Genomic DNA, 25,858 nt, shown 5'->3' on the forward strand with positions numbered 1-25,858 from the left:
GGGTTGCCAATGCCCGTTCGAAGTGGCATTGTGTAGCCTGACGACAATATCAACGGAACCATCGTGAGCACTACGCTGTATTCGGCCTTCGTACCGGTCTTCATCCACTACCTGCGGCAACTGCACGCGACGCTGGCCGTGGCCGAGAATCATGAGCGCCGCACCGGCAAGCCGCTGCTGCGCGCGGGCCTGGCCGAGGGCATGTTCCCGTTCGCGCAACAGGTCACCACCGCCTGCGGCTTCACCGTGCGCGCCTGCTGCCCCTTGCTGGGCGCGGACGCGCCGGTGCTGGCCGGCGGCGACCAGGATTGGAACGCCCTGCGCATCCGCGTCGAGGCCACCGTCGCGTGGCTGGAACAGGTGCCGGCCGAGCCCATCAACGCCGCCGAGGACATGCAGGTGGTGACGCAGGCCGGGCTGGTCTCGCCAGTGTTCTCGGGCAGCGACTTCGCGCTGTCGTACGCGCTGCCCAACTTCTTCTTCCACCTGGTGACGGCGCACTCCATCCTGCGCAGCCACGGCGTGCCGGTCGGGAAGGAAGACTTCGACGGCTACCACCAGTACCAGCCCGGCTTCAGCTTCCCCCAAACCAAATAGAACGACGAATGAGTCTTTTATCCGTACGCGAGTTCTTCTCGTCCCGCCAGCTGGACATCCCCATCATCGAGCTCGAAGCCAGCACCGCCACCGTGGCGCTGGCCGCCGAGGCGCACGGCGTGGAGCCGGGTCGCATCGCCAAGACGCTGGCCTTCCGTGTCGCCGAGGGACGGGTGATCCTGCTGGTGGCCAGCGGCGACGCCCGCATCGACAACAGGAAGTTCAAGGACACCTTCGGCAAGGGCAAGATGCTCAACGCCGAGGAGGTGGTGGAGCTGACCGGTCATCCCGTGGGAGGTGTCTGCCCCTTCGGCCTGGCGCGGCCGCTGCCCATCTACCTGGACAAGTCGCTGCAAGCCTACGACGAGGTGCTGCCGGCGGCCGGCTCCATCAACAGCGCCGTGCGCGTCACCTTGCCCATGCTGGCCGAGCTCACGGCCGGCGAGTGGGTGGACGTGTGCCAGGCCGCGCAGGCGCTCGAAGCGGCCTGACATCCCCGGCGCCGCCACCATGCTGATCTTCGGCGAACACGAGGCGCAGGCGGGAGCGGCTGAACTGGCGGGCTTCCTGGCCCGGCACCGCAACGTGCTGGTGCTGACCGGCGCGGGCATCAGCACCGCGTCCGGCATACCGGACTACCGTGACAAGGACGGCGTGCGGCGCGGCCGCGCGCCCGTGCAGGGGCCGGAATTCCGCAAGCAGGACGCCGTGCGCCGCCGCTACTGGGCGCGCAGCATGGTGGGCTGGCCGACCCTGGCGCAGGCCTCGCCGAACGCCGCGCACGTCGCGCTGGCGGAGCTGGAGTCGCGGGGCGGGCTGGGTTCCATCATCACGCAGAACGTGGACGGCCTGCACCAGCGGGCGGGCAGCCGCAGGCTGATCGAACTGCACGGAAACATCCACGGCGTGGTGTGCCTCGAATGCCGCGCCCAATACGCGCGCGTGGACATCCAGCGCCAGCTGCTGCGCGAGAATCCCGCGCTGGCGCAAACCAATGCCCAGCCGCTGCCGGACGGCGACGCGCAACTCGAACCGGAGGCGCTGGACGATTTCCACGTCCCGCATTGCGCGCGATGCGGCGGCGTGCTGCAGCCGGACGTGGTGTTCTTCGGCGATAACGTGCCGCCCGAACGCACCGGAGAGGCGCTGCGCTGGATGGCGGAGGCGGACGCGCTGCTGGTGGTGGGATCGTCGCTGATGGTGTTTTCGGGCTACCGCTTCTGCAAGCTCGCGGCGGCGGCGGGCAAGCCCATCGCCGCGATCAACGCGGGCAAGACCCGCGCGGACGATCTGATGGAACTGAAGATCGCGGCCTCCGCCGAAATCGTGCTGCCTATGCTAGCCAAACCCGGACTCGAAGGCTGGGGTCAGACCCGGCGGGTCTGACCCCGGATGTTGCCTCTGGGTCAATGCATCAGCATCGATCGAACAATGCCTTCCTTCGCCAGCGCGTAGTCGTGCGCGGCCAGCACGTAGTTGGTGTTCGGCTGGATCACCTTGATGTTCACGAACACCATGTCGCTGGTCTCCGCGTAGGAGCCCACCACGATCGCCTGCGCGCTGTGGTTGTGCGCCACATCGGTGATCTCGCGCGTCAGCATCATCTCGCCCTGGTTGCGCTTCAGGTAGACGCTGTTACGCAGCTTCATCTCCAGCATGTTCAGGCGACCCTGCGACAGGCGCGTCGAGATCTGCTCCGAGATCAACCGGCCCAGGGTGGTGGTCTGCTCCAGCGCGTCGATGTTGACCACGGTGGCCATGATCAGTGGCTTGTCCGCCAGCAGCTTGCCGCTCAGCTGCGCCAGCAGCACGTCCGCCACCGCGTAATTGGAAGCGATGAACTGGTTGGACGAGACGGTCGAGTAATTGGTCTGTTCCTTGGGCGGCTCGCTCGCGCAGCCGGCCAGCAGCAGGGGCAGCGAAAGGGACAACGAAAGGGACAGCGACGCCAGCTTGCGCATCATTTGTCACCCCGCACCTGGAAGGTCTTCATGTGCCTGACGTCCGCCGGATCGTCCGGGATGCCGTACAAGCTGCGGTCGCCCTCGGACACGTAATAGGCCGAGCTGTTGCGCGCGTAGTAGCGGTACTGGTCGGACACGGACACCGTCACGATCAGCTCCGTCTTCGGCGTGCCGCCGGCGGCGAGATGCGCCTGGCGGAACTGGTTGAATTCATAAGCGCCCGCGATGGCCATCGCCGCGCCGGCCGGCGGCAGCGCCGCCACCGCCAGCACGCCCGGAGCGATCACGGCCACCTCGCCTTCGAAGCGGGTCTGGACGCGGTCCGGGCTGAAGACCAGCGCCTGCACGTCGATATCGACCTTCAGCGACCCGGCCTCGTGGCGCGACACCACGTAGCCGTTCCGCACCAGGATGGAGGTGATGTGCGTGGCCAGCGCGCGCTCGAAGGGCGACGCCTTGGACGACGGCTCGGCTACGTACACCGGCCGCTGCGGACCCTTGCGGATGCCGTCCGTCAGCCCTTTTTCCAGATGGCCGGCGATCGCGCCCCAGTGGGCGGCGGCCTGCAGCTGGTATTGCCTGGACGCGGGGAAATCGGTCGCCAGTGGCGTGGGCGAATAGCGCGCCGCGCATCCGGTCAGCAGGGCGCCGAACATAATGGTTACTGCGATTTTCGGGGCCATGGATTCCTCGTCGTTCATAGGGTGTGCCCGCCCAGTTTACCACGTGCGTTTCTGCTTAGAAACTCCACAGGCATGAAAAAGCCCGGCGCGGGGCCGGGCCGGTGCTCTGTCGTGGTGCATTAACGACGGTGCTGCTTCATGGCGGACGCCACTTCGCGCGACGCGTCGCGATCCTTCTCGGTGGCGCGCTTGTCGTGCTGCTTCTTGCCCTTGGCCAGGCCGATCTCGCATTTCACGCGGCCGCCCTTGTAGTGCAGGTTCAGCGGCACCAGCGTGTAGCCGGAGCGGGTCGCCTTGCCGATCAGTTTATCCAGTTCGGCGCGGTGCAGCAGCAGCTTGCGGGTGCGCACGGCCTCCGGGCTGATGTGGGTGGACGCGGTCGGCAGGGCGCTGATGTGGGCGCCGAACAGATACAGCTCGTCGCCCTTGATGGTCACGTAGGCTTCCTTGATCTGCACGCGCGCGTCGCGGATTGCCTTCACTTCCCAGCCCTCGAGCACGAGTCCGGCTTCGAACCGGTCCTCGATGAAGTAGTCGTGAAAGGCTTTTTTGTTATCGGCAATTGTCATGGGTGGGTAAATAAGCGCGGGTCGGTTAAACTACGGTTCCTGCGCGCGGGGCGCGGATAAACCAACATAATATCAAACGGTAACACAATGGCAGTAGTGCACAAGTCGGTTATCCTCGGATACAGCGCCGAACAAATGTTCGAACTGGTGGCCAAGGTCGAAGATTATCCCAAATTTCTGCCATGGTGTGGCGGGGTGGACATCAAGGACCGCGGCGACAACACGCTGGTGGCCAGCCTGGCGATCCATTATCACGGCATCCACCAGAGTTTTACCACGTCCAACGTGAACACGCGGCCCAGCAGCATGAAGATGACGCTGGTGGACGGACCCTTCAAGACGCTGGACGGCACCTGGACCTTCAAGCCGCTGCGCGAAGACGCGTGCAAGGTGGAACTGGACCTGCACTACGAATTCGCCAGCCGTATACTGGAACAGGTGATCGGCCCCGTGTTCGGCATGATCGCCAACAGCATGGTCGATTCCTTCTGCAAACGGGCCGAAACGGTATATGGCAGCTGACCAGATCAATGTGCAAGTGTGCTACGCCACCGACACGCTGACGTTCCTGCGGGACCTGCGGCTGGAGGCGGGCGCCACGATCCGGCGCGCGCTGGACGTGAGCGGGCTGGCGATCGAAGTGCCGGGCATCGACTTGGCGGCGATGGCGGTCGGCATCCACGGCAAGAAAAAGACGCTCGACACCGTGTTGCGCGAGCACGACCGGGTCGAAGTCTACCGCCCCCTGATCGCCGACCCCAAGCAAGCCCGCCGCAGCCGCCGCCCCCGCAAAGACGCCTAACGTTATCAAACAAACATCGGTGTCAGGCGCGACATTCGGACATTTTTCGCTGGAAATGTCCGAATGTCGCGCCTGACACCGATGTGTTTTTGTTAAGTCGGGACGAGGACGGTGAGGTGGTGGACGGCGCCGGGGGCGATGCCGGTTACGCGCGCTTCGGGCAGGCGCTGGCCGCCTTGTGTGACCGTCACTTCCCGCACGTCGCCGCGGCGGATGTCGAGCACGAACTTGGCGCCGCGGAATAGCCGTGTCACCTTCATCTTGTCCCAGCCGTCCGGCAGCCGCGGGTTGATGCGCAGGCCGTCGCCGTCGCCTTGCAGGCCGCACAGGCCTTCGATGACGCAGCGGTACGCCCACGATGCGGTGCCGGTGTTGAACAGCTGGCTGGAGCGGCCCGCCTGCCCGGGGTATTGGTGGTACGCGCCACGGTAGTAGTTGGGGATGAACACCGGCAGTTGCCCGCGCCGCAGGTAGTCTTCCTCGGCCGGCCCGGGGATCATCTGGCGCAGCAGCTTGTAGGCGCGGTTCGCGTCCCCCACCGTGTACAGGCTGTAGATGTAGAACACGGCCGCGTGGTTGTAGACGGCGCCGTTCTCGGCCGAGCCGGGATGCTTTTGCGTCACCCTTCCCACGTCTTCGCGCATGGCGCTGAAGGGCGGCGCGAACATGGCTACGCCATACGGCGTGCTCAATTGCTCGTCGACCTCTGCCAACATTTTTTCGCGCCGCTCCGCGTTGGCCGCGCCGCCGAGTATGGCCCATGCCTGCGGATTGAGCCAGATGCGCCCCTCGTGGTCCCGCTTCGTGCCGAAGGTGACGCCGTCGTCGGTGATGCCGCGCGCGTACCAGTCGCCGTCCCACAGGTGTTGGTTGGCGGCGTCGTTGACGGCTTGCGCGCCGGCGCGGAAGTGCGCAGCGCGGGACTCGTCGCCGCGGCGCGCGCACACCTCGGCCCACAGGTTCAGCGCGTAGGCGGTGGCGACGGTCAGCCAGCCGGACACGCCTTTCCCCTTGTAGCCGACCATGTTCATCGGGTCGCACCAGTCGCCCTGGGCGATGTAGCTCAGGCCACGCTCGTCGCGCGCCTCCAACAGCCAGTCCATGGCGCGGCCGATGCGCTCGAACACCGTGGCGCCCTGGCCGTCGTCCGCGCCGCGCACGATCTCGTCCAGCATCGCGTGGTCGGCGGTTTCGTCCAGGTAGGCCTTGAGGCAGACCGGCAGCCACACGCAGTGGTCGGTGTGCGGCACCTGGTTGATGTATTTGAGCTCGGCGCCCTCGGCCAGCAGGATCCCGTCCGGCATGGCGCCGCTGGCTTCCTGCTGCGACAGCGCGTGCAGGAAGGCGGCGCGCGTGACGGCGGGCCGGATGTAGCTCATGCCCATGTTGTCCTGCAGGTAGTTGCGGGTCTGCGGGTCGGTGGTCAGGCGGTTGACGTCGCCGTGGTAGTAGACCTGGCGCGCCAGCCAGTTGTTGACGAAGTTGTCCAGCTCCGGGTCCGGCGTCTCGATCTCCAGGCAGCCGCGCCCCTGTTCGATGTACTCGGCGTAGTCGCGCCGCGTGTCCGCGTACGCCCGCGGGTTCAGATACTTGCCACGCATGGCGAGGATCTCGGCGTCGTCGTGGGCGGGGCCGAACAGGAAGCGGTATTCGCGCTCGCCTTGCGCATCCAGTTCAAGACGGTATTGGACCGCGGCGGCCGGCGTCTCATAGCGCGCTTCGCCGCGCGCCAGTTCCGCGCCCCGCAGCGCGGATGGCGCGTGCAGGCCGCCTTCGCCCTCGAAGGCCTGCTGCACGGTTTCCCAGGAGTGGGGCGGCGTCTCGCACAGGAAGTAGGTCTTGTCCTTGAAGTACTTGTTCTTGAAGTAGTCGGCCACCTTCTGGTAGGGCGTCACGCAGCTCGCCACCACGCCGCCCAGGTCCGCGCGGTATTCGGCGGACTGGTTCATCCACGACATGTAGCCGATCGGGAAATAGGGATAGACGCTGACGCGGCGCGCGCGGCCGGACAGGTTGACGACCTTGAGCGTCCACAGCTCCACCACGTCGTCGGTCGGCAGGCCCAGTGTCAGTTCGACGCGGATGCCCAGGTGTTCGACGGTCCAGGCGATGTCGCTCTTGCCGACCGAGAAGCGGAAGCTGTCCACCGGCGCGCGCACCGGCTCGTACGGCGCCGAGAACAGCTGGCCGTCGTCCTCGTCCTTGATGTAGACGAAGCGGCCCGGATGGTGGGCGTAGTAGTTCTGTTCCGGCTGCATGAAGGTCTTCGCCTCGAGGTTGGGCGCGTAGGCGTACTTGGCCGGCTCGGGTTGCATGAACTGCGCGGTGGCGTAGCCGCGGCAGGTCACCTGTATCATCATTTTGCGGTTCCACAGGAAGCCGCCGGCCTTGGGCATGGCCGTGGGGCTGGTCAGTTCGTAGCGGTCGCCGTTGTGGGTGGGGTGTAATAGGGTCATGGCTTGCGTGCGCTCAGTTCGGACTGGATTCGGGCCAGCGTTTGCTTGTCGAGGTTATAGAAGAACATCACCGCCACGGCCAGCGCGGCGAAGAATGCGGGGATCACCGACATCAGCCAGACGATGCCGGCCTGCGAACCCGGGGTCTGCGCGGCGTTCGGCACATAGCCCAGGGCGGTGAACAGGGAGCCGATCACGGCCACCGCCAGCGCGGTGCCCAGCTTCTGCGAGAAGGTGGCGGCGGCGAAGGTCATGGCGGTGGCGCGGCGGCCGGTGCGCCACTCGTTGTAGTCGGCGGTGTCGGCGTACATGGAGAAGGCCAGCGGCGACTTGGGGCCGAGCACGAAGCCCATGGCCACCTGCAGCGCGTACATCAGCCACACCGCGTCCTTCGGCACGAAGAAGAAGGCGCTGGAGAGCAGGGCGGTGGCGCTCATCAAGATCATCAGCAGCTTCTTCTTGTCGACGAAGCGCGTCATCAAGGGCGTCAGCGCGGCGCCGGCCGCCGCCGCCATCATGTAGGCGGGGATGAAGGTGGCCAGCAGTTCCGGGCGCCCCACGTGGTACTTGAAGTAGTAGGCGGCCGTGGTGGTGCGCAGGGTGATCGTGACCATGATGATCAGGGCCAGGAAGAACAGCACCACCCACGGGCGGTTGCGCGCCAGGTCCTTGATGTCCTGCGCCACGTTGCTGTTCTGCGCGGGCGGCGGGGCGATGCGCTCGCGGGTGTTGAGGAAGGTGACCGTGAACAGCGCGGTCGCCGCCAGGGCCCAGGCCAGCATGGCGAGCTGCCAGCCGCGCTGCTCGTCGCCCGCGCCCAGCAGCTTGACCATCACCGGCGTGGCGGCCGTGACCAGCGTGCTGCCGGCGAAGGCGAAGATGAAGCGCAGGCCGTTGATGGTGGAACGTTCCTGCGGGTCGCCGGACATCACGCCGGACAGCGCGTTGTAGGGGATGTTGACGCCGGTGTAGCAGACCATCATCAGCAGATAGGTGCCGTAGGCCCAGGCGAGCTTGCCGTCGTGGCCGAGGTCGGGCGTGGTGTAGGTGAGCACGGCGGCGGCGGCCAGCGGCAGCGCCATCCACACCAGGTAGGGGCGGAACTTGCCGTGGCGGGTCGTGGTGCGGTCGGCCAGCGCGCCTATCATCGGATCGGTGAAGGCGTTGACGATCTTGATCATGAACAGCATGGAGGCGGCGGCGCCGGCCGAGATGCCGAACACGTCGGTGTAGAAGAACAGCAGGAAGGTGGCGATATTGGTCCAATAGAAATTGAAGCCCATGTCGGCGACGCCGTAGCTCATCTTCTCGCGCCACGACAGAGGAGCGTTGCTGGCATTCGTCTCTCTTTTCATATTTCCCGCCGGTTGGCGATAGTGCTATGGTAGCGCTATCAGTCACGGCAGTGTAACGCTTCAGCGGATTTTGTAAAGCGCTATCGATGTTGCGGTGCAGCATCGCGGCGTCAAGCGGCGTCAACAACGCTTTGGGGTCAGACCCCAAAGCGGCGTGAGCAGTGGGCCTCAGGCGCTTTCGCGCGCCATCACGGTAAAGCCTAGGTCGACATGGGTATGGGCGGGGGCTTCGCCACGGATCACCGAGCGCAGCAGCGTCGCGGACTCGTAGCCGACGCGGTAGCGCGGCGTGGCGATGGTCGTCACCGATGGATTCATCCACGCGGAGGCGGGCAGGTCGTTGAAGCCGCAGATGGCCAGCTGCCTGGGCACGCTGATGCCGCGCCGCTGGCACTGGAAGATGGCGCCGTGCGCCAAGTCGTCGTTGCAGCAGAAGATGGCGTCCATGTCCGGCACCAGCGACAGCATGCGTCCCACCAGCTCGGCCCCCAGCGCGATGGTGGACGGATCGGCCACCATCAGCTCCAGCCGCGGGTCGGCCAGTCCCGCCTCGTCCATCGCCTTGCGGTAGCCCTCGGCGCGCTTGATGGTGCGCTCGTCCAGCTGCGCGGCCATGAAGCCGATGCGCTTGTAGCCCTTGTCGATCAGGTAGCGCGTCATGGTGTGGCCGGCCTGGGTCTGCGAGAAGCCGACCGACAGTTGCTGCGGGTCGGCGCTCAGGTCCATCATCGACACCACCGGCACGCGCGAGGTGTCCAGCATCTTTTGCACGGCCTTGCTGTGCGACAGGCCGGACAGCAGGATGCCGTCCGGATTCGACTGCATGTACACGTTCAGCAGTTTTTCCTCCTCGGCGTCCGAGTAGCGGGTGTTGCCGATCAGGATCTGGTAGCCGTGCGGGTCCAGCGCGTCCTGTATGCCCTGCAGCACGGCGGTGAACACCGTGTTCGACAGCGACGGCACCAGCACCACGATGACGTTCGACTTCGACGAGGCCAGCGCGCGGGCGGCGCGGTTGGGCACGTAGCCCAGTTCCTCGACCGCTTTTTCCACGCGTTCGCGCAGCAGGGGGGAGACCAGTTCGGGCTGGCTGATGGCGCGCGAGGCGGTCATGGTGGCGACGCCCGCGTGTTCGGCGACCGAGGCGAGGGTGACACGGCCGCTGGCGCGGCTCTTGCCGTTGGGTGATTTGCTCATTCCGGGAATTTCTTCTTATTTTGATAGCGGTAACAGTGACGTACTCCGATCCTGCGCCCCTTTATTTCGGGCATTTGGACAGGATTTCCGCGTTGCGTTTCGCGCGCTGGGCGCGTTGTTCATCGGACAGGAAGTAGCGCTGGCCCTTGTCGTCGTAGGCGCTGATGGGGCGGCCCGAGTCGAGCGAATGGCTGAAGCTGCGCGCCAGCGCGCAGTTCTCGGCCGTGTCGGCGTTGTGCTTGGCTTCCTGCTGGGATTTCTGTTCGGCCGCCGCCGCCTCGGCGCGGCGCTTGTTGAAGTCGGCGTTGCGCTCGGCGATGGACGGCGGGGCCTTCTTGTCCGCGGCGGCCTTGTCGGCCGGGGCGGGGGCGGGCGGCGCGTCCGCCGGCGCGGCGGCTTGCGCGGCGGCGGCGTTCGCGGCTGCGGCCGCCGCCTGGCGGGGCTGCTTGAGGATGCGGTTTTGCGGCACCGAGGGCGGCGGTGGCTGGTCCGACAGCTGCTTCATGCCCTTCTCGTCCAGCCACATGTATTGCGCCTGGGCGAGCGCGGGCATGGCCAGGGCGGCCGCCACCAGTAAGCTCATCGGTAAATGTTTCATTGCGGATAGTCCTTTGATCTGCGGCAGATTCTCCATGATTTCACCCTGCTGTCAACCGTAAGCACCTTTTTTCCCCCAAGTAAAGACGTATTCCGTGGCTTCCTGTATAATCCACTTTTGCGCCTATAGGAAAAGTACTATGCGTTTACTTCAAAAAGCACTCACCTTCGATGACGTGCTGCTCGTCCCAGCGTATTCCAATATTCTGCCCGCGGATACGTCTCTCAAAACTCGCCTGACCCGCAACATCTCGCTCAATATTCCGCTGCTGTCGGCAGCGATGGATACCGTGACCGAAGCCCGCCTGGCGATCGCCATGGCGCAGGAAGGCGGCATCGGCATCATCCACAAGAATCTGAAGCCGAAGGACCAGGCCCGCGAAGTGGCCCGCGTCAAGCGTTTTGAGGCAGGCGTGCTGCGCGATCCGATCACGATCCCGCCGGACATGAAGATTCGCGACGTCATCAAACTGACGGAACAGTATGGCATCTCCGGTTTCCCGGTGGTGGAGGGCAAACAAGTAGTCGGTATCATCACCAACCGCGACCTGCGCTTCGAACAGGAGCTGGACGCCGAGGTGCGCGCCAAGATGACCCCGCGCGACAAGCTGGTGTACGTGAAGGAGGGCGCCGATACCGCCGAGGCCAAGCGCCTGATGAACAAGCACCGCCTGGAGCGCGTGCTGGTGGTGGACGACGCCTTCAACCTGCGCGGCCTGATCACCGTGAAGGACATCCAGAAGTCGACCGAACACCCGAACGCCTCGAAGGACCAGCACGGCAAGCTGCTGGTGGGCGCTGCCGTCGGCGTCGGCGCGAAGGACGAGGAACGCATCGAACTGCTGGTCGCCGCCGGTGTGGACGTGCTGGTGGTCGACACCGCCCACGGCCACTCGCAAGGCATCCTGGACCGCGTGAAATGGATCAAGACCAGGTTCCCGCACGTGGACGTCATTGGCGGCAACATCGCCACCGCCGCCGCCGCCAAGGCGCTGGTCGAATACGGCGCGGACGCGGTCAAGGTCGGCATCGGCCCCGGCTCCATCTGCACCACCCGCATCGTGGCCGGCGTGGGCGTGCCCCAGATCACCGCGATCTCGAACGTGGCCGAGGCGCTCGAGGGCACCGGCGTGCCGTGCATCGCCGACGGCGGCATCCGCTTCTCGGGCGACATCTCGAAGGCGCTGGCCGCCGGCGCGTCGACCGTGATGATGGGCTCCATGTTCGCCGGCACCGAAGAGGCGCCGGGCGAGGTGATCCTGTACCAGGGCCGCTCGTACAAGTCCTACCGCGGCATGGGTTCGCTGGGCGCGATGTCGGACGGCTCGGCCGACCGCTACTTCCAGGACGCCACCATGAAGGCCGACAAGTTCGTGCCGGAAGGCATCGAGGGCCGCGTCGCCTACAAGGGCAGCGTGCTGGCCATCATCTTCCAGCTGGTCGGCGGCGTGCGCCAGTCCATGGGCTACTGCGGCTGCGCCACCATCGACGAACTGCGCGAGAAGGCGGAATTCGTCGAGATCACGTCGGCCGGCATGCGCGAATCGCACGTCCACGACGTACAGATCACCAAGGAAGCGCCGAACTACCGTTCGGGCGACTAATCGCTTCCACGACGCCGGCGCGGCAGCCTGCCCGCCGGCGTTTCTCTTTTCCTCTACGTTTTAGCGCCCATTCATGCACTCTAAAATCCTCATCCTTGATTTCGGTTCCCAGGTTACCCAGCTGATCGCCCGCCGCGTGCGCGACTCCGGCGTGTTCTCCGAGGTCTATCCCTACGACATCGGCGACGACTTCGTGCGCAACTACGGCGCCTCGGGCGTGATCCTGTCCGGCAGCCACAACTCCACCCTGGAAGGCGATTCGCCGCGCGCGCCGCAAGCCGTGTTCGAGCTGGGCGTGCCCGTGCTGGGCATCTGCTACGGCATGCAGACCATGGCCGCGCAACTGGGCGGCAAGGTCGAGAACGGCCTGGTGCGTGAATTCGGCTACGCCGAGGTGCGGGCCCGCAGCCACACCAAGCTGCTGGACGGCATCAACGACTTCGTCACCAGCGAAGGCCACGGCATGCTGAAGGTGTGGATGAGCCACGGCGACAAGGTGCTGGAAATGCCGCCGGGCTTCAAGCTGATGGGCGACACGCCGAGCTGCCCGATCGCCGCCATGGCCGACGAGGAGCGCCGCTTCTACGCCGTGCAATTCCACCCGGAAGTGACGCACACCGAGCAGGGCAAGGCCATCCTGGGCCGCTTCGTGCACGAGATCTGCGGCTGCAAGTCCGACTGGAACATGCCGGACTACATCTCCGAGGCGGTCGAGAAGATCCGCGCGCAAGTGGGCACCGACGAGGTCATCCTCGGCCTGTCCGGCGGCGTCGACTCCTCCGTGGCCGCCGCGCTGATCCACCGCGCCATCGGCGACCAGCTGACCTGCGTGTTCGTCGACCACGGCCTGCTGCGCCTGAACGAAGGCCAGATGGTGATGGACATGTTCGCCAAGAACCTGGGCGTCAAAGTCATCCGCATCGACGCGGAAGACCAGTTCATGGGCCACCTGGCCGGCGTCACCGATCCCGAGCAGAAGCGCAAGATCATCGGCCGCGAGTTCGTTGAAGTGTTCCAGGCCGAGTCGGGCAAGCTGGTCAACGCCAAATGGCTGGCGCAGGGCACCATCTACCCGGACGTGATCGAATCGGCCGGCAAGGGCAAGAAGGGCCAGACCATCAAGAGCCACCACAATGTGGGCGGCCTGCCGGACACCATGAAGCTCAAACTGCTGGAACCGCTGCGCGAACTGTTCAAGGACGAAGTGCGCAAGCTGGGCGTGGCGCTGGGCCTGCCGCATGACATGGTGTATCGCCATCCATTCCCGGGCCCGGGCCTGGGCGTGCGCATCCTGGGCGAAGTCAAGAAGGAATACGCCGACCTGCTGCGCCGCGCGGACGCCATCTTCATCGAGGAACTGCGCAACACGCCGTACGAGTTCATCGCCGGCCAGGCCGTGAACACGGAAGAGCTGCCGAAGAACTGGTACGAGGCGACGTCGCAGGCGTTCGCGGTGTTCTTGCCGGTGAAATCGGTGGGCGTGATGGGCGACGGCCGCACCTACGAATACGTGGTGGCGCTGCGCGCCGTGCAGACGCAGGACTTCATGACCGCGCACTGGGCGCACCTGCCGCACGCGCTGCTGGGCAAGGTGTCGAACCGCATTATCAATGAAGTGCGCGGGCTGAACCGGGTGGTGTACGACATCAGTGGCAAGCCGCCGGCGACGATCGAGTGGGAGTGATTCGTTTCGGCATAGTCTTAGTCGCGTGACTGATGAAGAAGCCCTGTTTTTACAGGGCTTCTTCATTGGACGGAGTAGTGTGGGAGGTGGTGATAAATGCTAAGCTTGAGCGCGCTGAGGGAATAGACGGAGGGGCAGAATGCCCACATGCTGGATAGTCGCGGGACCAAATGGTGCAGGCAAGACCACATTCGCGCTGACCTACTTGCCAAAGGTCGCTCAGTGCAGCAGGTTCATCAACGCAGATTTGATTGCTGCTGGGTTGTCGCCGTTGGCGCCCGAGCGAGAATTGCTCGCTGCCAGCCGTCTGCTTCTGCGAGAGGTTGAGGCCTGCATACGGCAACGCAAGGACTTTGCGTTCGAAACGACGTTGGCTGGCCGTGGTTACCTGAAATTGGTGCGCCGACTGCGCGCCGAAGGCTGGCGGGTGGACCTGATCTATCTGGCCTTGCCAAGCAGGGATATGTCCCATCTTCGTGTTGCGGAACGTGTGGCTCATGGCGGGCATAATATTCCAGCTGCTGATATTGAGCGGCGTTTTTCGCGGAGTCTGGGAAATTTGCTAAACTTTTTTAGTTCTGCGGTAGACTCGTGCAGTTGCTTCATGAACAGTGGTCCTATGCCGGAACTTGTATTTGAACAGCAAGGCGATCAGCGCAATGTGATTAACGCGACGCTCTATCAACTATTGCTTCAGGAAGCAGAACCATGAATATCACGACATCAACACCGTCTCCACAGGCCCAGGCGATGCTGAAGGCATTGCAACAAGCTGTTACTGAAAGCTTGGAGCGCAAGCGGAAGCTTGGGCAATACGCAGTCATGTGGCAAGATGGCCGCCCGATACGGGTCGAAGGGGATGCGAATAATGTCAAGGAGTAATTGATTCCTTGCTTCACATGAGCGGTTCGACGAGAATCCAATTATAGGCTTTGGAAGGAGTGCAGGCCAAGGGCGTCGAATTTCTCGGCAAATCAAACCCACTCCGAACTAAGGCTTTCTGCTTGCTGCAGTGTTGCGTCAGGCGGCTCTCGCCTGAGCTCACTGGCCCGCTTGTTCGACCTCCATCATGAACGGCGCCGCGGGCAGGTCGTCGCCGCCATACAGATTCACGTAGGGCGCATCGGCCCAGGCATAACGCACGTGCGTCCTGCCCGGCAGATTGGCCCCTTTCAGCGTCACCGTGTCGCCTTGCGCCACCGCCAGCGCATACTCGCAGGCCGCGCCGGCGCACGCTTCGAAACCGATCGCATGGCCGGCGCTATAGGTGCGCAAGCCGCCGCCGGTGTTCTTGAATTTGACCACCAGGTCTTCACCCGAGCGCGTCACGCCGGCCGCTTCCGGGCCTCCGGGCGCGATCGCCTCGCCGTAGGCGAGCGCGCGGGCCGCACGGGCCAGCCGTTCGCCGACCACGGCTTTCTGCGGAGGATGAACGTCGGTGCGGTCGCCCACGTCGATGGTGACGGCCAACCCCGCATGCCGGTCGTTCCGAACGGTCCTGGCCTGGGCCTCGCGCAACTGCGCCCAGTTAGATAGCCCGGGCTTGGTCGCGACTGAGCCGAACGACGACAGCTGGGCGACGAGGAAGGGCAATTCCGGCTGGGCGAAGGTCTCGCGCCAATCGGCGATCAGCAGCGGCAGCAGCGTCTCGTATTCCTTTGCCGCGTCGGTGTTGGACTCGCCTTGGTACCAGGCGGCCAATTTGAACTTGTAGCCGGCCAGCGGCGCGATCATCGCGTTGTGCAGAGTCGACAGGCTGGTCGGTATATCCCATGGCGCCGGCGGGATCGACAACCCCTTCGAGCGCATGCCCAGTTGGTATTTCCATGGCGCGGACAGGGCAATAAACTGCCCGTCGGCGGTCTTGACGCCACGCTGTTCCGGCAAGCCGGTCAGCCCGCCTCCGGTGCCGCCACCAAGAACGCGGATGGCGATCACGTTGCGGCCCGTTTTGAAGACACCGGCGGGGACGGCATAGTCCCGCCACACCCACGCGGTACTGCCGCCGCCCACGCGCACGCCATTGACCCAGGTGCTGTCATAGGTGTCGACGGGACCGAGCTGGATTGCGTTCGCCGCTCGCGCTTGCGCCTCGTTCAGCGTCAGGCTGGTCCGGAACCACGCGGCGCCGTCGAAGTCCGCCAACGCGGCGATGCCGGCATCCTTCCACGATCCCCTCGGTGTCAGGTCCGGCCATCCGGAGTCGTCGAACTCCGGGAAGCGCCATGCGCGCTGCGCGTGCGCCCGCGGGTCGTGCGCGTCCCACCATTGCTCGTGGCGACGCGCTTCGTCGGCCATCGCCTTGGCGGGATTCGACGCCATGTCCGCCAGCGCCTCGAGCCTCTTGGTGTAGGCCGGCAGGGTTTTCAACGACGACGCGCCTATCCAGCCCTGTATGGTGGTGCCGCCCCAGGTCGAGCCGATGAAACCGACCGGCACCTTCTGGGTCTGTTGCAGTGTTCGCGCCATGTAGTAGCACACCGCCGAGGCCTCGCCGGCCGTCGTTGGCGTCACCACCCTCCATTCCACCGGCCGTTTCAGGTCGTCCTGGACCGCGGGTTCGCTGGCGAGTTGAATATTGATGAAGCGTAGATTCGGATTGGCGGGAAAGTCGGGCCAGGCGCCGGTGGAGAGCCGCGCCGGGAACGCCATGTTCGATTGGCCACCGCACAGATAGACATCGCCGATCATGATGTCCTTGAGCGTCGTGACGCCGCCGCCGCCCGTGACGGACAGGGTATGCGGTCCGCCCGCCGCCATCGCGGGCATGGTCGCCCGCCATCGGCCGTTTGCGTCCGCGCTTGCCTCGGCGCTTGCGCTGCCCAGGCGTACCGTCACGCGTAGGCCGGGGGCGGCCGTGCCCCACACCGACAAGGGCTCGTCGCGCTGCAGAACTGCGTGGTCGCTGAAAATGCCGGCAAACGCCGGGGGCGCCGTCTGCGCCCGCACCGGCGCGGCTAGTGAGGATGCAAGCAGGAGGGCGGCCATGCCCGCCAAGCGGTTGTGAGTATGGTTTCTCATTCCGCCATCCTTGCAGATGCCTGATGCGGGCGGCAATGGTGAAAATCACCTTGGTGATTTACGATTTTGTGCCGTGCGTCGTAAATTTAATACGTGACGGTGGGGATTTTAGCAATTGCGGCGCCGCGGGCCACAAGTCACAATCAAGTGACCGATCCCGCCCAATCCTTTACCGACCAGCCACCGCATGAAGAAAACCTCCAGCCGCCTTTTCGCCGCCTTGTGCATGCTCGCCTTGTGCTCGGCACAGGTGGTCGCCAGCGCCGCCGCAGCCGACGCCTCCCTTCCTCACCTTGTGCGGAAAGACGGCCGCCACGCGCTGATGGTCGACGGCAAGCCGTTCACCATGCTCGGCGTGCAGGCCCACAACTCGAGCAACTATCCGGGCGCGCTGGCCAAAGTCTGGGCCGCCGTCAAGGATGCCCATGCCAATACGCTCGAGATTCCGGTCGCCTGGGAGCAGGTCGAGCCGGTCGAAGGCAAGTTCGATTTCAGCTATGTGGACACGCTGGTGGCGCAGGCGCGCCAGAACAATGTGCGTCTGGTGCTGCTGTGGTTCGGCACCTGGAAAAACACGCGTCCGCAATACACTCCCGCCTGGGTCAAGACCGACAACCAGCGCTTCCCCCGCATGCACGACAAGAACGGCAAAGTGACCTATTGCCTGTCGCCGCACGGCGAAGAGACCCTGAAAGCGGACACCAAGGCATTCGTCGCCTTCATGGGGCATTTGAAGAAGATCGACGAGGCGCACCGCACCGTGATCCTGGTGCAGGTCCAGAATGAGGTCGGCACGTTCAACAATGCGCGCGACTACAGTCCGAAGGCCGAGGCGGCGTTCCGCCAGCCGGTTCCGCAAGCGGTGCTGGCGAAAAAGAAGGCGCCGCCGTCCGTTGAAGGCGGCGCGGCCAGCGGGACCTGGTCCGAAGTCTACGGCCCGTATGCGGACGAGTATTTCCTCGCCTACTCGATGGCCAGCTACATCGGCAAGGTGGCCAAGGCGGGCCGCGCGGTCTACAACCTGCCGATGTTCGTCAACGCCGCCGTGCGCGACGCCGTCGAGCCGGCCGCGCCGTGGAAGAACAATTTCAACGCCGGCGGCCCGACCTACGACGTGGTCGACATCTATCAGGCGGCCGCCCCCGATATCGACATTTCCGCCCCGGACCTGTACGGCAAGGAGTCGGACCAGGTGACCGGGAACCTGACGAAATACCAGCGCCCGGACAACGCGCTGTTCGTTCCGGAGATGGCGAACGCGCCGTATTTCGCGCGCTACATCTACCAGATTCTTGGACGCGGCGCGATCGGCGTCGCGCCGTTCGGCGTGGACTATGCCGACTACACCAATTATCCCTTGGGGGGAAAGACGAACGACAAGAGCATGGCCGAGCCATTTGGCAAGATCTACGCGGCGTTCCGGCCGATGGAGCGGCTGTGGGCGAAATGGTCGCTGGAGGGCCGTACCTCCGGCATCGCCGAAAGCGATGAGCGCACGCCGCAGACCATCGCGCTCGGGAACTGGAACGTCACGGCGTCCTTCCGCGAGTGGCAGATGGGGAGCCGGGCCTATTCCGCGAACAAGCAGGACTTTCCTCCGAATACGGAGTTTCCGACCGGCGGCGCCGCCTTCGCCCATATCGGCGAGAACGAGTTCATCGTGATCGGCCAGCAGATACGCCTGAAATTCGGGAGTGCCGGCGCCAATGCGGGCAAGCCCGCCATGTACCTCCGTGTCGAGGAAGGCCAGTTCGACGCGTCGGGTAAATGGGTCATGGAGCGCAACTGGAATGGCGACCAGGTCGACTCCGACCTGAACCTGCCCGCCCGGCCGACGGTCCTGCGTATCAGCATGGGGAGCTACTGAGGGCGGCTTCACGACCGCGCTGTCCGGTGGCTAGCGCTAACTTTGGGTATGATAGGCAACAGCGCACTTTTGCCTTAAACCCGGGAAAGTACATCTGACCCGCCACCGGAACCTACCTCCATCTTGATCGATATGACCACTTCCTCGCAATCCGACACCGGCCTGCCCCTCGACATGATCATCTTCGGCGGCATGGGCGACCTTGCCATGCGCAAGTTGCTGCCCGCGCTGTACATGGCGCACTTGCATGGCAACCTGCCGCCCGGCACGCGCATTATTTCCACTGGACGCCAGGAATTCGGCCGTGATGCCTACCTCGCTTTCGTGGAGGAGCATTCGCGCTCCTTCATCAGCGGAGGGAATTTTACGGAAGAGGCATGGCGCAGCTTCCTGCAATTGCTTGAGTTTGTGCGCGTCGACGTGCAACAGGATGGCCTGGCCGCGCTGGCGCGCGTCTCGCGCCCCGGCGCCGAGCGGGTGTTTTACCTGGCCACCGCGCCGTCGCTGTTCACCACCATTTGCGGCAAGCTGGCCGAAGCCGGCCTGGTCGACGCCAACGCGCGCGTGGTGCTGGAAAAGCCGCTCGGCCGCGACCTGGCATCGGCCGTGGAGATCAACGAAGCGGTTGGCAAGCATTTCGCGGAATCGCAGATTTACCGCATCGATCACTACCTGGGCAAGGAGACCGTGCAAAACCTGATGGTCCTGCGGTTTGGTAATTCCATTCTGGAACCTTTGTGGCGCGCACCGAATATTTCAAGCGTCCAGATCACGGTGGCCGAGGACGTGGGCGTGGGCAGCCGCGCCGGGTTTTACGACAGCGCCGGCGCGATGCGGGACATGGTGCAGAACCACTTGCTGCAATTGCTGTGCATCGTCGCCATGGAACCTCCGGCGTCGCTGGCGCCGGACGCCGTGCGCGATGAAAAGCTCAAGGTATTGCGCTCGCTGCGCCGTTTCAGCCTGGCCGGCATCGCGCGCGACACGGTGCGCGGACAGTATGTGCGTGGCGTGAGCGGTAACCAGGAAGTGGCCGGCTACCTGGAAGAGCGCAACGTTCCAGCCGACAGCAGCACCGAGACCTTTGTGGCGCTGCGCACCTATGTCGACACCTGGCGCTGGTCCAAGGTGCCGTTCTACCTACGGACCGGCAAACGCATGCAGCGCCGCTCGTCCAAGATCGTCGTGGAGTTCGCCAATCCTCCTTTCCCGCTGTTCCCCGAAAGTCCCGGCGGGGTCGCCAACCGGCTGGTGATCGAGTTGCAGCCGGAGGAGGCGATCAAGCTGCAGGTGATGGCCAAGCAGCCGGGCAGCGGCATGCGGATGCAGCAGGTGGCGCTGAACCTCGATTTGCAGTCCGCATTCCCCCAGCGCCGGGCCGAGGCCTACGAGAGGCTGCTGATCGACGTCGTGCGCGGGCGCCTGACCCACTTCATGCGGCGCGACGAGCTGGAAGCCGCATGGGAATGGGTTGAGCCTATCATCAACGGGTGGAGCACCTTGGCCGAGAAGCCGTACCCCTACGCCGCCGGCACATCGGGGCCGTCGGAATCGTTCGCCTTGCTGGCGCGCGACGGTTTCAGCTGGGCGGAGTAGTGTTGGGCGACTGATTTGGAGTCGCGAGTCTTGTGCGCGGTGGGTTTTTGGATAAAATATACACTGTATATAAATAAGGACGTCCAATGATCACCGCACACGTTTTCATCGCCATCAGTCTGGATGGCTTCATCGCCCGTCAGGATGGCGACATCGAATGGCTCTTGCAGCGGGATGACCCGGCCGAGGATCACGGCTACCCGGCCTTCATCGCCGACAAGGACATGATCGTGATGGGGCGCGGGAGCTACGAGAAGGTTTTAACCCTGGACACGTGGCCTTATGACCGGCCAGTTCTGGTGCTGTCCAAACAATTGGCCAGCGAGCCGGTGCCCGAGGCGCTGAGGGGGAAGGTCCGGTTCTCCGACGGTTCGCCAGGGTCCGCGATGGCGGAATTGGCGGCGCGGGATGTACGCCGGGTTTATGTCGATGGCGGGCAAGTGGTGCAGTCGTTCCTGCGCGACGGGCTGATCGCGGACATGGTCATCACCACCGTTCCCGTGCTGATCGGGTCTGGAAGACCGCTGTTCGGGACACTGCCGAAGGATATCGACCTGTCCCTGGTCTCCAGCCGCAGCTTCCCGTCGGGCCTGGTGCAATCGACCTACCGGCTGGCGCCGTGACCCGGCCGCGTGGACGTCCGGCGCAAGGGAAGGGGGTGACGCGCGACGACATCCTGACTGCCGCGCTGACGTTGTTGGATGAAGGCGGGGGACAAGGGTTGACGATGCGCTCCCTGGCCACCCGGCTGGGCGTCACCCCCATGAGCCTTTACCACCACGTGGAAGACCGCGCGGGGCTGCTGCGGGCGCTATCGGACCGGGTCTATGCCGGGGTGCTGGAGGGGGCGGGCGAATCAGCGGACCGCCGGTCGGAAATCCACGCGATCCTCACGCGCTATCACGACGCCGTGCGCCGACATCCGCAACTGACGCTGGCGATCTTCGCCTCGCCCGAGGCATTTGCCGGCGTGACTCGCCAGATCACGGATCGCTTGACCGCGCTGCTGGAAGAGGTCACGACCCAGCCCCGCTTGTGGCGCGACATCCTGATCGACCACGCCCATGGCAGCGGCCTGCCTCCGTCCGCGAGCCTTGAGCGGCAGGAGGAGGCCTGGACTATACAGGAGCAATATCGGCAGTCCCTCGATTGTCTGTTGGATTGTTTGGCTGCTCGCTGAAGGATGGATCGATAGGGGCATCCCGAAAAAAACCGCGCCTCATGTGCGCGGTTTCACTGAAGGCCAGGCTCAGAACTTGTAGTTCGCGCCCAGCACATAAGACCGGCCGGATTTGCCGTAAAGCAGAGTGTCGTCGCGCTCCGTGTCCTTGCCATAGCGCAGTGGCTCGTCGGTCAGGTTCTGCGCCTCGAACGACACGCGCAGCTGCGGCGTCACGTTGTACGACATGGACAGGCCCACCCGGGTGGATGGGACCGCGAACGAATGGTCGCTGCCGTTGGCGTTGCGCAGCACGTCGCGGATGAAGCTGGAGCGGTGCGTGGCCGACACGCGCGCGCTGAACTTCTTGTCCTCGTAGTAGACCGTCAGGTTGTACGCGTCCGGCGACAGGCCGATGAAGTTGGCCTCCTCGGTCAACTGCTCGTTGGCCGGCGTGCGCGGATTGTCCACCCGCGTGATGTAGGTGATCTTCGACTCCACATGGGTGTAGTTGGCCAGCGCGCCGAAATTGCTCCACGCGCCGGGCAGGAAGGTGAACGGCACCTGCCAATTGACCTCGATGCCGTCCAGCGGCCCGCCCTTGGTGTTGACCATGCGGCTGACGCTGACCTGCGTGTCCGGCTGGATCTGGCACGCCGGCGTGCCGCCGGTGATCGAGCATCCGGTGCCGGTCAGGTAGGCGTTGGACAGGCCGGTCTCCGCGTACGACATCAGCTCGTTGGTGCGCTGGATGAAGGTCTTGATGTTCTTGTGGAAGGCGCCCACCGAAATCATCGCGTTCTTCGCGTAATACCACTCGGCCTGCAGGTCGTAGGTGTTGGCGCGGATCGGATCGAGCGTCGGGTTGCCCACCGAGACCGACTGGCCGGTGAGGTTGATCGAGGCCGATGGCGACAAGTCCACGTATTCCGCGCGCGACAGGGTCTTGCCGGCCGAGAAGCGCACCAGCAGGTCTTTCGGCAGGGTGGCCGTCACGTTGAACGCCGGCAGCCAGTCGCGGTAGGAGTGCTCGACCACGCGCGGCACCAGCTGGCCGGCCGGGTCCCGTATCAGCTGCATGGCCGTGGTGGTGGTGTCGGCGGCGCGCACGCCCACGTTGCCGCGCAGCGGCACGCTCCACGCCTTGAGCTTGAAGTCGCCGGACAAGTACAGCGCGTCGATCTTTTCGTCCACCTGGCGCTTCACCTGGTTCGCCAGCACATACTCGGACAGCGGCACGTCGGCGCAGTGGCACTCGGTGTTGTACACGGACTGGAACTTGTCCATGTCCACCGCCGCCCACGACGTGGGCACGCCGCTACCCAGCCCGCTGCCGAAGCCCGAGATCTGGCGGGTCAGGTCCGCCAGCGAGACGCCGGCCGGCAGGCCCTTGATCGGGATGCCGCCGGAGGGGACCTCGTAGTTGAACCAGCTGTTCCTGCGGGCGGACAAGCCGGTGCGGATGGTGAACTTGTCCGTCAGCTCGTAGCTGAGATTGACGGCGTTGGTTTTCAGCCGGTTCGACGTGCGCAGGTAGCGGCCGACGAAGTTGCCGTGCACGGTGCCGTCGGCGCCCTGCGGGCCGAACGAGAAATTGTTCGGGTTCGACACGTCCATGCCGAAGTCCAGCGCCGGCACGCCGCCTTTCGAAAAGTCCCAGGTGAAGCCGTTGACGTTGGGCGCGTCGATCTGCACGGTGGCGCGGTGCGGGTTGTTCAGGCGCGAATCGGACACGCCGAGCATCACGTCCACGGCCAGGCGGTCGGTGATGTCGCGCCGGGCCGAGAGCACGCCCTGCTTGAACAGGGTGGTGTATTCGTCCACCAGGCCTTCGCTGCGGATGTCGACGCCGTTGAATTTGCCGTAGGTCCAGCTGCCGTTCTCGTTGAAGCGCGCGTCCACGATCGAGGTCTGGCCCTTGCCGTTTTCCACCATGTCGCGGCCGAAGGAAATCGCCTGGATGTAGTTGTCGTAGCGCTTGTTGCTGTAGCGGCCGCCCATCAGGTCCAGATTCAGCTCGGTGGCGCGGTCCGGGCGCCATTGCAGCGTGCCGGTGATGCCGGCGCGCTCGTACTCGGTCTGCGAGCGGCGATAGCGTGGAATGCGCGGATGGAAGGCGCCCGAGCCGCCCAGGGGGCTGGCCACCGTGCCGCCGAAATCGTCCTTGCGGCCGATCACGCTGTTGTAGACGGCCAGGTCGCCGGAACGCGGCACGCCGAAGCCGCAGTTGCGCGCGTCGATGCCCTTGGCCGGGTTGTTGAGCGGGTATTGGGTGGCGGCGCCGATCGGCGAGCAGAAGCCGCCGTTGACGGAGGCGGCGACGATGTCCACCGCCTCGTAGCCTTCCTCGATGGCGCTGCGCTTGGCGTAGGCCAGCGACACCAGCGCGCCGACCTTGCCGATGCCGGTGTCCCAGCGGTTCGAATACAGGGCGGTGAGGCGCGGCTGCGTTTTCTCAGAGACGGTGTTGTACAGGCCCTGGGCGCCGATGCTGGCGGTTTCGCCCTTGAAGTCGAAGGGGCGGGCGGTGCGCAGGTCGACGGTCGCGCCCAGCGAGCCTTCCTCGATGCCCGCCTCGGAGGTCTTGCGCACGGCCAGGCTGTTGAACAGTTCGGCCGAGAACACGCTGAAGTCGAAGGCGCGGCCGCGGTTGGTGCTGCCGTTGATGTCGGACGCGCCGGTCGCCGAGGTGCCCTCGATGCCGTTGATGCGCACGCGCGTGAAGCCGGCGTTCAGGCCGCGCACGGTGATCTGCTTGCCTTCGCCGCCGTCGCCCTGCGCCACGGACACGCCGGGCACGCGCTGCATCGACTCGGCCAGGTTGGCGTCCGGGAACTTGGAAACGTCCTCGGCCTTGATGATGTCGATGATGCCGTCCGAGTTCTTCTTGATGTTCAGCGCGTTGTTCAGGCTTTCGCGGAAGCCGCTGACCACCACCGTGTTTTCCGCCGCCACTTCCGTGCTCGCGCGCTGGGTTTGAGCTTGGGCCTGCGCCTGCGTCGCCGCCACCAGCGCGATCGCGCCCAGCGCCATGTGCCGCAGCCGGGTGTTTGGAATGTGCGCCCCGCGGTGTGTTGCTTGTACCATTTTGTCTCCTCTTGTTATGAATTGGTGCCTGCCTCGACGGCATAGACATGGTTGGCGCCATGCATGTTGGAGGCGAACACCAGCCACTTGCCGTCCGGCGTGAAGCGCAGGTTGGGCTCCAGCCTGTAATCGTGGGCCGACATGTCCACCAGCCGTGTCGACGCGAACTTCTCGATGGTGACGAGGTTCCCGTCGTCGGACGCCGGGTCGGCGTCGACGATGGGGGAGGCCCGTAGCAGCGAGATCCATTTGCCGTCCGGGGCGTGCGCCACCATGTCGAGGTCTCCGCCGTCGCTGGCGAAGGTCTTGTTGTCCGGGGCGATGTTGAAATGGACTCCCCAGTCGTCCCGCTCCAGGCGTTTCCACACGCGCTTGCCCGTGGCCAGTTCCAGGCCAGCCACCCAGAACACCTGGCCGCGCGGGGTCTGCAGGTCGTACCACAGCCACTTGCCGTCATGGCTGAAGAACTCGTGGCCCCAGATCTCCATGTTCATGGTGCGGGTGTGGACGCTGCGTAGGCCGGTGCCGTCGGCCTTGATCAACTTGATGCGGTCGACGCGGTGCCACGGGCCTTCCATGCAGAAGCGTATGAGCTTGGGATCGGTGGGCGAGAACTGCGCGTGGCCTATCCATTCCTCCGTCTGGTGCAGGACCTTGCGCGCGCCGGTCGCGATATCGATGGTGAACAGCTCCGCCGGCACGCGCGCGGCCCATCGCTCCAGCATGCGCACGCCCTTGGCCTTGGCGAAGTTGAGCGGCTTGCCGTCCGGGCCCAGGGCCGCGTATTCGGCCTGGCCGAACTTCTCCACGCTGGCGGGGTCCTTGGGCTGCAGCGGCTTGGCGCCGTAGGCCACCTGGCCAAGCAGCATGGTGTCGTCGGCGTTGGCGCCGGTGATGCCGCCGGCCTGTATGCGCGCCAGCCGGCGTACCTTCTTCGTGTCGACGTGGATGGCGTAGATGGTCTTCGGGCGGTCCAGCGCCTCCCCGGGATCGGAGACGCTGTAAACCGCCTCGCGCGTGGTGCGCAGCATGAACAGGAGTTCGTTTTCCTTGCCCTGTATGAGCGGCGTCGTCTTCCAGTCCGTCAGTCGCACGGCGGCGATGCCCGACGGCGATTTGATGACCATGACATCGCCCTCGGGCGTGTAGGCGTGGCGGTAGAAGTAGAGCACTCCGGAACCGTCCTCGTCGGAGACGCGTACGATGCGCCGGCCGGTCTTCGGATCGGTCCAGCTCCTGGGAGCCGGCCCCCGCGGCGGCAAGGGGGCCGCTGGTGTTTGCGCTAGCCCGGATATTTCATCAGTGAGTCTCTGCCCTGGCGAGATTCGGTGCAGAGGTGGCGAGGGTGCCCAGGTCGGCTGTTTTCGACGAGATTGAGGGGGAAATGGCAGCGCAAGACGCAATTTCCCCTACCCCCATTGTTTATAGCGTGCCGGGGACAGCACTTGTCATGCGCTATGGGGCCATTGCGCGAGCGGCGCTGATGAAGACGTGCTTGAGGGGATGCTGCGAGGCAAGCAGCACGCGCACGCGGCGGGTGTTGCGCACGATGGCCGCGCCGATTTTGAGCAGCTTGACGCGGATCGTCGCGGTGCAGGCTCGGGCCAGTTCGGTGCCGGC

General features: G+C 65.0%; 24 protein-coding genes. 13 read left to right on the forward strand and 11 right to left on the reverse strand.

Going from position 1 to position 25,858, the window contains the following annotated elements; all coding sequences use genetic code 11:
- Positions 1-63: 63 nt before the first annotated feature.
- From BM436_RS32545 to BM436_RS32555, 3 genes are read left to right on the forward strand one after another with little or no spacing between them, the layout of a single operon-like run.
- Entirely contained in the window at positions 64-597 is a 534-nt protein-coding gene (locus BM436_RS32545) for a DUF1993 family protein (protein ID WP_177307708.1), read from the forward strand.
- An 8-nt stretch (positions 598-605) separates the two neighbouring features.
- A complete protein-coding gene (locus BM436_RS32550; RefSeq protein ID WP_093560692.1) occupies positions 606-1,088 on the forward strand; it encodes a YbaK/EbsC family protein in 483 nt (160 codons plus the stop codon).
- Positions 1,089-1,107: 19 nt separating this feature from the next.
- The gene (locus BM436_RS32555) at positions 1,108-1,983 is read left to right on the forward strand and encodes an NAD-dependent protein deacetylase (RefSeq protein WP_093560694.1); all 876 of its coding nucleotides are present in this window, start codon (positions 1,108-1,110) and stop codon (positions 1,981-1,983) included.
- A gap of 20 nt (positions 1,984-2,003) precedes the next feature.
- Here BM436_RS32555 and BM436_RS32560 read toward each other — a convergent pair whose 3' ends face one another.
- The 3 genes from BM436_RS32560 to smpB all read right to left on the reverse strand — a co-directional run bounded on the left by BM436_RS32560 (position 2,004) and on the right by smpB (position 3,813).
- On the reverse strand, positions 2,004-2,561 hold the full coding sequence (locus BM436_RS32560) for a FlgO family outer membrane protein (protein WP_218164976.1): 558 nt from the start codon (positions 2,559-2,561) through the stop codon (positions 2,004-2,006).
- Positions 2,558-3,244 carry a hypothetical protein gene (locus BM436_RS32565; protein WP_093560729.1) on the reverse strand — a complete coding sequence of 229 codons (687 nt, stop codon included), beginning with the start codon at positions 3,242-3,244 and terminating at the stop codon, positions 2,558-2,560. The genes BM436_RS32560 and BM436_RS32565 overlap by 4 nt, the downstream gene beginning before the upstream one ends.
- A 119-nt stretch (positions 3,245-3,363) precedes the next feature.
- A complete protein-coding gene (gene smpB, locus BM436_RS32570; protein WP_093560696.1) occupies positions 3,364-3,813 on the reverse strand; it encodes an SsrA-binding protein SmpB in 450 nt (149 codons plus the stop codon).
- An 87-nt stretch (positions 3,814-3,900) separates the two neighbouring features.
- Between smpB and BM436_RS32575 the strand changes: the two genes are divergently transcribed.
- Complete coding sequence (locus BM436_RS32575; protein WP_093560697.1) at positions 3,901-4,335, forward strand: type II toxin-antitoxin system RatA family toxin; 435 nt, start codon at positions 3,901-3,903, stop codon at positions 4,333-4,335.
- Positions 4,325-4,615, forward strand: coding sequence for an RnfH family protein (locus BM436_RS32580; RefSeq protein ID WP_093560699.1), 291 nt, complete (start codon positions 4,325-4,327; stop codon positions 4,613-4,615). The genes BM436_RS32575 and BM436_RS32580 overlap by 11 nt, the downstream gene beginning before the upstream one ends.
- Before the next feature lie 92 nt (positions 4,616-4,707).
- Here the strand turns inward: BM436_RS32580 and BM436_RS32585 are convergent, their stop codons facing one another.
- From BM436_RS32585 to BM436_RS32600, 4 genes are all read right to left on the reverse strand, one after another.
- A complete protein-coding gene (locus BM436_RS32585; protein ID WP_093560701.1) occupies positions 4,708-7,071 on the reverse strand; it encodes a GH36-type glycosyl hydrolase domain-containing protein in 2,364 nt (787 codons plus the stop codon).
- Positions 7,068-8,426: an MFS transporter gene (locus BM436_RS32590; RefSeq protein ID WP_093560703.1), complete on the reverse strand. Its 1,359-nt coding sequence runs from the start codon at positions 8,424-8,426 to the stop codon at positions 7,068-7,070. The genes BM436_RS32585 and BM436_RS32590 overlap by 4 nt, the downstream gene beginning before the upstream one ends.
- A 168-nt stretch (positions 8,427-8,594) precedes the next feature.
- Positions 8,595-9,623 (reverse strand): HTH-type transcriptional regulator GntR, encoded by a 1,029-nt coding sequence (gntR, locus tag BM436_RS32595; RefSeq protein WP_093560705.1) that lies wholly within the window; start codon positions 9,621-9,623, stop codon positions 8,595-8,597.
- Between the two features lie 61 nt (positions 9,624-9,684).
- Positions 9,685-10,221 (reverse strand): DUF4124 domain-containing protein, encoded by a 537-nt coding sequence (locus BM436_RS32600; RefSeq protein WP_093560707.1) that lies wholly within the window; start codon positions 10,219-10,221, stop codon positions 9,685-9,687.
- 139 nt (positions 10,222-10,360) lie between these two features.
- Here BM436_RS32600 and guaB point away from each other — a divergent pair, with 139 nt between their 5' ends.
- From guaB to BM436_RS37345, 4 genes are all read left to right on the forward strand, one after another.
- Entirely contained in the window at positions 10,361-11,824 is a 1,464-nt protein-coding gene (guaB, locus tag BM436_RS32605; protein ID WP_093560709.1) for an IMP dehydrogenase, read from the forward strand.
- A gap of 73 nt (positions 11,825-11,897) precedes the next feature.
- Complete coding sequence (gene guaA / locus BM436_RS32610; RefSeq protein WP_093560711.1) at positions 11,898-13,508, forward strand: glutamine-hydrolyzing GMP synthase; 1,611 nt, start codon at positions 11,898-11,900, stop codon at positions 13,506-13,508.
- A gap of 139 nt (positions 13,509-13,647) precedes the next feature.
- Positions 13,648-14,220 carry an ATPase gene (locus BM436_RS32615; RefSeq protein WP_093560713.1) on the forward strand — a complete coding sequence of 191 codons (573 nt, stop codon included), beginning with the start codon at positions 13,648-13,650 and terminating at the stop codon, positions 14,218-14,220.
- On the forward strand, positions 14,217-14,390 hold the full coding sequence (locus BM436_RS37345) for a hypothetical protein (protein WP_177307710.1): 174 nt from the start codon (positions 14,217-14,219) through the stop codon (positions 14,388-14,390). Before BM436_RS32615 ends, BM436_RS37345 begins: the two co-directional genes overlap by 4 nt.
- Positions 14,391-14,549: 159 nt before the next feature.
- Here the strand turns inward: BM436_RS37345 and BM436_RS32620 are convergent, their stop codons facing one another.
- Positions 14,550-16,529 carry a sialate O-acetylesterase gene (locus BM436_RS32620; protein ID WP_093560715.1) on the reverse strand — a complete coding sequence of 660 codons (1,980 nt, stop codon included), beginning with the start codon at positions 16,527-16,529 and terminating at the stop codon, positions 14,550-14,552.
- A gap of 187 nt (positions 16,530-16,716) precedes the next feature.
- Between BM436_RS32620 and BM436_RS32625 the strand changes: the two genes are divergently transcribed.
- The 4 genes from BM436_RS32625 (at position 16,717) to BM436_RS32640 (ending at position 21,172) form a co-directional block, all read left to right on the forward strand.
- Complete coding sequence (locus tag BM436_RS32625; protein WP_093560717.1) at positions 16,717-18,396, forward strand: GH35 family beta-galactosidase; 1,680 nt, start codon at positions 16,717-16,719, stop codon at positions 18,394-18,396.
- A gap of 132 nt (positions 18,397-18,528) precedes the next feature.
- On the forward strand, positions 18,529-19,992 hold the full coding sequence (zwf, locus tag BM436_RS32630; protein ID WP_093560719.1) for a glucose-6-phosphate dehydrogenase: 1,464 nt from the start codon (positions 18,529-18,531) through the stop codon (positions 19,990-19,992).
- 86 nt (positions 19,993-20,078) lie between these two features.
- Positions 20,079-20,615, forward strand: coding sequence for a dihydrofolate reductase family protein (locus BM436_RS32635; protein ID WP_093560721.1), 537 nt, complete (start codon positions 20,079-20,081; stop codon positions 20,613-20,615).
- Positions 20,616-20,650: 35 nt separating this feature from the next.
- On the forward strand, positions 20,651-21,172 hold the full coding sequence (locus BM436_RS32640; protein ID WP_229490948.1) for a TetR/AcrR family transcriptional regulator: 522 nt from the start codon (positions 20,651-20,653) through the stop codon (positions 21,170-21,172).
- Between the two features lie 69 nt (positions 21,173-21,241).
- Here the strand turns inward: BM436_RS32640 and BM436_RS32645 are convergent, their stop codons facing one another.
- The 3 genes from BM436_RS32645 to BM436_RS32655 form a co-directional block, all read right to left on the reverse strand.
- Entirely contained in the window at positions 21,242-24,238 is a 2,997-nt protein-coding gene (locus BM436_RS32645; RefSeq protein ID WP_093560725.1) for a TonB-dependent receptor, read from the reverse strand.
- 14 nt (positions 24,239-24,252) lie between these two features.
- Positions 24,253-25,410 carry a TolB family protein gene (locus BM436_RS32650; protein ID WP_218164977.1) on the reverse strand — a complete coding sequence of 386 codons (1,158 nt, stop codon included), beginning with the start codon at positions 25,408-25,410 and terminating at the stop codon, positions 24,253-24,255.
- Positions 25,411-25,693: 283 nt separating this feature from the next.
- Positions 25,694-25,858, reverse strand: a 165-nt coding sequence (locus BM436_RS32655) for a transposase (protein WP_177307706.1), incomplete at its 5' end; no start/stop codon positions are given.

The organism is Pseudoduganella namucuonensis (assembly GCF_900116645.1).
Taxonomy (GTDB): domain Bacteria; phylum Pseudomonadota; class Gammaproteobacteria; order Burkholderiales; family Burkholderiaceae_D; genus Rugamonas; species Rugamonas namucuonensis.